We start from the raw sequence: 8,298 nt of genomic DNA on the forward strand, positions 1-8,298 counted from the left end.
ATCTCATTAATATGAAGTTACGCGTTGTTATTCTGGCCGCAGGGAAAGGAACCCGCATGCGTTCAGACTTACCCAAAGTGCTGCATAAAGTGGCGAATAAACCGATGGTAGAACACGTCATTGATACTGCCAGGTCATTAAAGCCAGATGCCATTAATTTAATTTATGGTCATGGTGGCGATCAGCTGCAGCAGGCTATTGCCGGCGATGACTTAACCTGGGTAGAGCAACGTGAACAATTGGGTACCGGTCATGCCGTTCAACAGGTTATCCCGCACCTTAAAAGCAATGAAAAAGTCATTATTTTGTATGGTGACGTGCCCCTGTTAACCGAGTCCACTTTAATTAAGCTGGTAACAGCCAGTGCTAATACCTCGCTTGGCTTGCTGACTATGACGTTAGCGGAACCAACAGGTTATGGTCGTATTGTGCGTAACGAACGCCGCAGCGTAACCGGCATTGTTGAGCAAAAAGACGCAAATGCGCAGCAGTTAGCTATAGACGAAGTAAACACCGGTATTATGATAGCTGACAGCGACAAGCTAAAAGGCTGGCTTGAGCAACTCAGCAATGACAACGCGCAGAAAGAATATTACCTGACTGACATTGTGGAAATGGCCGCCCAGGAAGGCGTAAATATTGCTACTGCACAGCCTGACAACGCGCAGGAAGTGGAAGGTGCCAACAACCGCCAGCAGTTAGCTTCGCTAGAGCGCGCATTGCAGCAGCGTCAGGCCGAAGAGCTGATGACTCAGGGCGTGACCTTAATTGACCCTGCTCGTTTTGATTGCCGCGGTAAATTGAGTGCCGGCAGCGACGTCACTATTGATATTAATGCGGTTTTTGAAGGTAATGTGGTTCTGGGCGACCGCGTTGTTATAGAGCCAAACTGTGTCATTAGAAACTCCGTTATTGGCGACGACACGGTTATTCGCGCGAACTCTCATATAGAAGATGCAAAAGTGGCAAAAGGCTGCAAAGTCGGTCCTTTTGCGCGGTTGCGCCCCGGAGCGGAACTTGCGGATGAAGCGCAGGTCGGAAACTTTGTCGAGATGAAGAAAAGCCGTTTAGGTAAAGGCTCAAAGGCCAGTCATTTAACCTACCTTGGCGATACTCAGGTGGGTGAATACGCAAATATTGGTGCAGGTACCATTACCTGCAATTACGATGGTGTGAATAAAGCGCTTACCGAAATTGGTGACGGCGCTTTTATTGGCTCAAACAGCTCTCTGGTTGCGCCTGTCTCTATTGGTAAAAATGCAACCGTCGGTGCCGGCTCGGTCATTACCCGGGCGGTAGCAGATGACGAACTGGCTGTAGCCCGGGGCAAGCAGCGTAATATCAGCGGATGGCAACGTCCACAGTCGAAAAAAGGAAGTTAACTTATGTGCGGTATTGTAGGCGCGACGTCTGAACGTCGAGTAACAGGTATTTTGCTGGAAGGCTTAAAACGACTGGAGTACCGGGGTTACGATTCGGCTGGTGTGGCTGTTATTGACGCCGATAAGCATTTAAAAAGTGTGCGTCGTACCGGTAAAGTACAGGAACTTAAAGACGCTATAGACCAGAACCCGTTAGACGGGACTATTGGTATTGCGCATACACGTTGGGCAACGCACGGTGGTGTGACTGAAGCTAATGCCCACCCTCACCGCTCTGAGGATCAAATTGCTGTTGTGCATAACGGCATTATTGAAAACCACGAACGCCTGCGCGAAGAGCTAAAAGCCGAAGGTTATGTCTTTAACTCGCAGACTGACACCGAAGTAATCGCTCACTTAATTCATCACGAACGCAAAACGCATGGTGATCTACTGGCTGCCGTTAAGTCGGCAGTACGTCAGTTGGAAGGCGCTTACGGTACCGTGGTTATGGATACCCAATACCCTGAGCGTTTAGTCGTTGCCCGTTCTGGTAGCCCTCTGGTTATTGGTGTGGGTATTGGCGAGAACTTTGTGGCTTCTGACCAGTTAGCTTTATTGCCGGTGACCCGTCAGTTTATCTACCTGGAAGAAGGCGATGTAGCCGACATTAACCGCACTGAAATAGACATTTATGACGCCGAAGGCAACGCTGTAGAGCGCGAAATTATTGAGTCTGATGTCAGCTATGACGCAGGCGGGAAAGGCGAGTATCGCCACTTCATGCTAAAAGAAATTTACGAGCAGCCTATTGCCGTTCGTAACACACTGGAAGGCCGCTTGTCCGAAACCAGCGTGCTGGATAATGCTTTTGGCGAAAACGCCGCCGATATTTTAAAAGGTATCGAGCACGTTCAAATTGTTGCCTGTGGAACGAGTTACCACGCAGGTATGGTGGCGCGCTACTGGCTCGAATCTATGGCGAACGTTTCATGTAATATCGAAATTGCCTCAGAATTCCGCTACCGAAAGTCTTATGTTCACCCGAACAGCTTGTTAGTCACCATTTCTCAAAGTGGTGAAACGGCAGATACCTTAGCAGCACTGCGTTTGTCGAAAGAACTTGGTTATAAAGGCAGCCTGACTATTTGTAACGTGGGCTCCTCGTCTATGGTACGCGAATCGGACCTGGCCTTTTTAACCCGCGCTGGTGCGGAAATTGGTGTGGCGTCAACCAAAGCCTTTACTACCCAGTTGACCGGCCTGCTTATGCTGACCTTAGGTATTGGCAAATACCGCGGCATGCCAGAGCAACAGCAAGAAGCTGTTGTCCACGCGTTGCAGGCCTTGCCGGCCAAGCTGGAAGAAGCGGTGTCATTAGCGGATGAAATTGAAGAGTTAGCGCAGGACTTTGCCAACAAAGAGCATAGCCTGTTCCTGGGGCGTGGTAATCAGTACCCTATTGCTATGGAAGGTGCGTTAAAACTGAAAGAAATTTCATACATTCATGCCGAAGCTTACGCCGCCGGTGAGTTAAAGCACGGCCCGTTAGCGCTTATTGATGAAGAAATGCCGGTTATTGTTGTAGCCCCCAATAACGATTTGCTGGAAAAGCTGAAATCGAATGTTGAAGAGGTTCGCGCTCGTGGCGGTTTGATGTACGTTTTTGCCGACAAAAACGCCCGCTTCAAAGGCGATGAGTCGTTAAATGTGCTTAACGTCTGCCATTGCGACGAAGTGATAGCACCTATTGTCTATACCGTTCCTTTGCAGCTGCTGTCTTACTACGTGGCCCTGATTAAAGGCACCGATGTGGATCAGCCCAGAAACCTGGCCAAGTCAGTCACTGTTGAATAAGGAAGGGCCGAAAGGCCCTTTTTTGTGTGGTGTAGTAATAAAGAATCATACCTAGTAATAAAGCTACATACTGAGAAGGGGTCGTGGAAATCGACTTCAGAATTATGTTACCCACCAGCGCGATCGGTTAAAGCAGGACGATTAAACGATGTGGCGATTCATGCCCTGAGTAAAACCCAAGCTAATCGCGAACCTCAATGCGTAATGTACTTTTCATTTTTACTTGGAGTTTGAAGTATCAATAATTAATGTTACCTAGATTCAACTAATAACTGCAACACTCGCTCATAGCTTGTTGCAATTGCTCTTTAAAAATTAAGTCTGGCTGAATAAACCCCAGAGTTTTCCGGGGTCTTAAATTCAAGCGCTGCTGATATTTGACGATCAACTTGTTGGTTACAGTGCGCAAATCAGTACCTTTTGGCACGTATTGACGCAATAAGCCGTTCGCATTTTCATTCGCGCCGCGCTGATACGAAGCATACGGTTCAGCAAAATAAACGTCTGTATCAAGCTCTTCTGCGATACGTTCGTTATCAGCGAATTCCAAGCCATTATCGGCCGTAATGCTGTGCACCATAACTTTAAAGGGTTGCAGCATTTCTATAGTTGCGTCAGCAACGGCATCAGCATGTTTGCTTGTGACTTTTTTCACAAGATAAAAACGGCTTTTACGCTCTAAAAGCGTAACGATAGCTCCAGTTCCGCGCTTGCCGATAACGGTATCGATTTCCCAGTCGCCGTAGCGTTCCCGGTCATCAATAATTGCAGGCCGATCGTGTATCGAGCGACGGCCTAAAATACGACCACGTTGCTTATGCAAACGTTTTTTATAGCGTCTTAACCGATGGCGTAGGTGAGTAAATAAACCACCACCGCCATAAAAATCAGCCAGTACATAATTGTAAATCCACTCGTGACTGACTGGATAACCTATCCGCGTACAGATAGCTGATATCTGCTCCGGACTCCAGTCCATCTTGAGCATAAGCTCTACAGCGTTTCGAGTATTCTCGCAAACCCTTTTTGGTTTTGGCTTGGAGCGTCGTTTTAACGTGCGCTCTTGAGCTTTTTGAGGGTCATATGACCCGCACAAATTGTTGTTACGTCGCAACTCTCGATGAATGGTCGAGGGCGCAATATTCAGTTTTCTTGCAATCTCTCGTTGTGAAAATTCTTCTGAGAGCAACGCAGAAATCTGGTATCGTTGCCCCTCGGTCAGCTGCCGATAACTCATGTTGGAACTCACTTTTTTTGGTCGAAAAGTAAGACTACCACATGTTGGTAGCTGACCTCCTTCCGACCTTTCCCATTACATGAGTGTTGCGGTTATTATCTGAATTCAGGATACTTTATTGTTAAAATAATAAGTAAAGGTTTTTCAAATGAATACGCCAAGGATGGAAGGGTTGCTTTTTGTAGCAATCGCTTTGAGCGGCTTATCAGCTTTTGATAGTCATGCAGCATATCCGGTAGGTGTGGAATGTGGACTAACGTTAAAGACAGCTCATACTCAGTTCGGCCCGATTTCGTGGACTGAACTTGTTTGTTGGGATACCGGGCGTGATGAATACGAGGCAACTCAAAATGCTCCTCGCTCAGTTGTCGAAGGAGGGTTGACAGGAAGCGGGGAAGAGGTGAAACCTTATACCGACTCAAAAACTGATCCTGATGGAGACGGTCTTTCGAATTGTTTTAAAGATCTAACTCTTAACACTGTTGATAATTACCATATGGATAGTGGCGATATTTTTTCGCCTGATAGAATTCATCCGATTACCGGGAAAGAAACGCCTCACAACGGTATTGACCTTCAAAGTGTAGTAGGAATCCCAGCATATTCTGTTGCCTTCGGTTATGTGAGCGAGGTTGGTTTCGCTGGAGATGGCATAAGAGAGGGTAATGGTAATTATGTAAGAGTAACCTGGGTAAACGGAAGTCGAAGCTATGAAGGCACTTATATTCACCTTGATTCAGTAAATGTTGCGCGCAAAGATATAGTATACCCAGGTACTGTAATAGGTTACGTTGGCGAGACGGGTAATGTGACTGGTTCCCACTTACACTTTGAGCTGGATGAGACTATCCCAATTATTTCCATTGATCCTATCACTAGAAAACCGACGAAGGTTGGTGAAGAAACAAGTCCGATTGATCCTATTGAGCACTTAGGTGGCTTGAACTGCGAAAAATTGATGGAGGAGGAATAATCCCTATGAGATATTTAATTTTTATTACTTTACTTATTGTTTCATGCCAACCAATTGCCAATGACACTCTGAATATGGACTTCGAACGTATTCTGAGTGCTAAGAATTATGGTGAAAAAGGTCTGTTTGTACTCGGAAAATCTGAGGTAGGAGCCCAAGTACTAAGGGTGAAAAGAGGTAACGAAACCGAGCGTTGGACATTCCCCAATACAGTAAACTTTGGTTTTTTTAACGAATCCAAACCAGCATTCCTACTTCAAGATACTGAAAACAGGGTAATTCACTACGGCAAGGTTGAAACTGACCAGTCATTATTCTCGTTATCAATTCATGGAGCGAAGTGGGCCAATTTTGCAAAGGGTTCCGATGTCCTGGCTATTTACTATGACGATCATTTCGAACTTAAAAATATTGTCAATAACCAGTTAATTTTCTCAGAGTCGTGGTCAATTGCCGATCTGTCTGGAGCGTCCGTTATAATGAGCGATAATGAGCGCCATTTTACTTTGTATGACGATAGCGGCTGGAAAAGTATAACGAGTTTTTCAATAGCTAACTTGGAAAACAGATGGGATTTTAAAGAAAAAGAAAGCCTCTTTTATGAGGCGTACTATGTAGAAGACTTACTTATAGCCCGGTTGGATGACGAGGTGAGAGCTTATCAGGGAAAAGATTTACAATGGATTTATTCGAGCGAGGGCGTCCCGTGGAATCAAGGGCAGTTAAGGTTGTCACCAAATAAGGAAAAAATGGTAATCCTCGGAAATAACAAGGGTAAGTATACAATTCTCGACCTTTCGGGCGAGATCGTGAGTGACTTTAAAGATTTAAAAGGGCATGCTCATCAAAAAGGAAAAAAAGCTTCTGGTAATTACCAAGTAGAGTATTTCGGCAACGATTACTTAGTACTTAGCGATGATACTGAACATTTAATAGTTCAACTAGATGGAAAGGTAACTAGTCACCTTAAGGTAAACAAGAACGAAACAGTTATTTATCCGCCCAATTGGGGTGAGGACGTTTATCGTATTAACATCAAAAGCAATAAGTTATCAGTGATTTCAACAAAGAATTAAGGCTATTAAGAATAGCTAGTTTCATGATACCTAGATGTGAAGCTGATAAAGGCAGTTAAAAGTATGTAACAATAGTGGAGCATACTAACATTCCATCAAATGTACTGTATCTTCACTGCTGTTCATCTTGTTTATAATCGGACTGTGGTTGAATAGAGCCAGAAATCTGCACGGTATTTTCACTCGCACATCTAACTATTTTTTTGCTGTATTAAAAACCTAAAATCACTAGCTTACGCTAACATCAGGATGAGACTTTATTACTGCACGACATTTTTTTGTCGGCGCACATTAAAGTTCTTAAATAACATTAAGGTTGTTAAAAATTACCGTTTAAACGAATTTCATGAATCAGTTGATTTTTAGTTTCTTGTACGGTTTTAAACGTCGCAGATAACATAGAGCAAGCTGAGAAATCCAAGTTTTGCTTTTTACGACTTTGGCTATCCACATCCATCACTAATAAAATACTACTTATCTTTTTCTTGAACTTTTTTACCGGTTTCGAGAGAAAATTTCTTGGCCAATCCATTGTTTGTCACGAGGACAAACTTGCCTTTTACAGAGACCTCTGAACCATTTCTATTATCTACTCGAAATAGCTCGTTTCCCTCACTGTTGATTAATGCGACTTCACCGCTATCGCCTTTGATGACAAGGTAGTTTTTATCTTGCGAGGTTGCGACTAAATTTACTGAAAAATAAGGCTTGGGTTCGTAAGTCCAGACTGCAGTCTGGCCTCTAAAGGCAACGAGCTTTCCGCTTACGTTAATCGCTAGCTCGTTATCTCCAAAGCTGACAGCCTGGTAGAGAGGAGCCCCACCAAACTCATATTTGGTTTCTTTAGAAAAATTATGCCCAGAATACTTAGTAATTGATTTTCGGTGCGACATATCGGGAGATGGAGAGCTGAATACTAACTCTTTTCCATCCTTTGAAACCGAAACCATACTTCGTTTAACTAATTCGCTCGGAAAGTTGCGAGAGCTAATTTCTTTTAAATTTTTACTATAAGTTGAGAGGGTAGGCTTATCTACCTCATTACTAATAATAAAAAATCCGCCCGAACTGTTTAAAGAGCCATAATCAGATACGTTTTTGAATGATTTAACTATTCCTTTCGAATCTAAAACAGCTAAATTGCCATCACCATTGAATCCGTTTTTTTTCAAACTGCCAATTAAGGACCGTTCAATGTCATTGAAGGTCTCTAAATGACTTGGCTTCCAGGGTAGATTTGTTTGAATTAAGGCCTCATTGGAGCTATTAGTTATTTTTAGTTGGTAAGAACTTTTATCCTTCATTATGGCTAAAAAGTTATCCTTACCTATCGTGAATACTGTTTCTTCACTGGGTTCCATATCGTGACTTAATACTTGCTGCTGCGCCATTGAAATAGAAGTCAAAAACGCTAAAGGGATCACATTTAGTTTTAAATAGTTCATGATTTTTATCCTTTTTTACTACAGGCTTCGCCGCCGGCTAGGGGAACAGGATCAATCGCTACTTTCTTTTGCATTGGTTTGTTAGTTATTGGGTTGATGGGATAGGTCACTTCATACACTTGTAAGTGCAAGTGATCACCACCAAACGCGCCAGTGCAATTTACTTCTCCAATAGGTTGTCCTGGAGTAATTGAATCTCCACTTTCGACAATTACGCTATCTGTAACCATATGAATCATCACAAACTCATATATAGTGCCAGATGCCGTTACTTGGACTTCCCAGCTTTCACTAGACAGTCTGTAGATTTTCAAAGTACGCCTTTTCAAAGCTAGCAGGCGAGACACCG

At 43.9% G+C, this 8,298-nt stretch carries 7 protein-coding genes; 4 read left to right on the plus strand and 3 right to left on the minus strand.

The window, feature by feature from the left end; translation table 11 throughout:
- Window positions 1–11: 11 nt before the first annotated feature.
- Both glmU and glmS read left to right on the plus strand, forming a co-directional pair.
- Window positions 12–1,382, plus strand: coding sequence for a bifunctional UDP-N-acetylglucosamine diphosphorylase/glucosamine-1-phosphate N-acetyltransferase GlmU (gene glmU, locus ACP7FG_RS06245; protein ID WP_224798514.1), 1,371 nt, complete (start codon window positions 12–14; stop codon window positions 1,380–1,382).
- 3 nt (window positions 1,383–1,385) lie between these two features.
- A complete protein-coding gene (gene glmS / locus ACP7FG_RS06250; protein ID WP_224798513.1) occupies window positions 1,386–3,218 on the plus strand; it encodes a glutamine--fructose-6-phosphate transaminase (isomerizing) in 1,833 nt (610 codons plus the stop codon).
- Window positions 3,219–3,483: 265 nt separating this feature from the next.
- On the opposite strand, the gene ACP7FG_RS06255 is transcribed toward glmS, so the two are convergent.
- The gene (locus ACP7FG_RS06255) at window positions 3,484–4,455 is read right to left on the minus strand and encodes an IS30 family transposase (RefSeq protein WP_439225867.1); all 972 of its coding nucleotides are present in this window, start codon (window positions 4,453–4,455) and stop codon (window positions 3,484–3,486) included.
- Window positions 4,456–4,603: 148 nt separating this feature from the next.
- On the opposite strand from ACP7FG_RS06255, the gene ACP7FG_RS06260 reads away from it, so the two are divergent.
- Together ACP7FG_RS06260 and ACP7FG_RS06265 are read left to right on the plus strand one after the other, a co-directional pair.
- On the plus strand, window positions 4,604–5,428 hold the full coding sequence (locus tag ACP7FG_RS06260) for a M23 family metallopeptidase (RefSeq protein ID WP_439225868.1): 825 nt from the start codon (window positions 4,604–4,606) through the stop codon (window positions 5,426–5,428).
- A gap of 5 nt (window positions 5,429–5,433) precedes the next feature.
- Window positions 5,434–6,504, plus strand: coding sequence for a hypothetical protein (locus ACP7FG_RS06265; protein WP_439225869.1), 1,071 nt, complete (start codon window positions 5,434–5,436; stop codon window positions 6,502–6,504).
- A 470-nt stretch (window positions 6,505–6,974) separates the two neighbouring features.
- Here ACP7FG_RS06265 and ACP7FG_RS06270 read toward each other — a convergent pair whose 3' ends face one another.
- The gene (locus tag ACP7FG_RS06270) at window positions 6,975–7,949 is read right to left on the minus strand and encodes a hypothetical protein (RefSeq protein ID WP_439225870.1); all 975 of its coding nucleotides are present in this window, start codon (window positions 7,947–7,949) and stop codon (window positions 6,975–6,977) included.
- Between the two features lie 5 nt (window positions 7,950–7,954).
- Window positions 7,955–8,298, minus strand: a 344-nt coding sequence (locus ACP7FG_RS06275; RefSeq protein WP_439225871.1) for a M23 family metallopeptidase, incomplete at its 5' end; no start/stop codon positions are given.

The organism is Idiomarina sp. ST10R2A5, from assembly GCF_051842325.1.
Classification (GTDB): Bacteria; Pseudomonadota; Gammaproteobacteria; order Enterobacterales; family Alteromonadaceae; genus Idiomarina; species Idiomarina abyssalis.

Coding starts and splice junctions, on each gene's coding strand:
- glmU (WP_224798514.1), top strand. CDS start 12: ATGAAGTTACGCGTTGTTATTCTGGCCGCAGGGAAAGGAACCCGCATG.
- ACP7FG_RS06270 (WP_439225870.1), bottom strand. CDS start 7,949: ATGAACTATTTAAAACTAAATGTGATCCCTTTAGCGTTTTTGACTTCT.
- ACP7FG_RS06260 (WP_439225868.1), top strand. CDS start 4,604: ATGAATACGCCAAGGATGGAAGGGTTGCTTTTTGTAGCAATCGCTTTG.
- ACP7FG_RS06265 (WP_439225869.1), top strand. CDS start 5,434: ATGAGATATTTAATTTTTATTACTTTACTTATTGTTTCATGCCAACCA.
- ACP7FG_RS06255 (WP_439225867.1), bottom strand. CDS start 4,455: ATGAGTTATCGGCAGCTGACCGAGGGGCAACGATACCAGATTTCTGCG.
- glmS (WP_224798513.1), top strand. CDS start 1,386: ATGTGCGGTATTGTAGGCGCGACGTCTGAACGTCGAGTAACAGGTATT.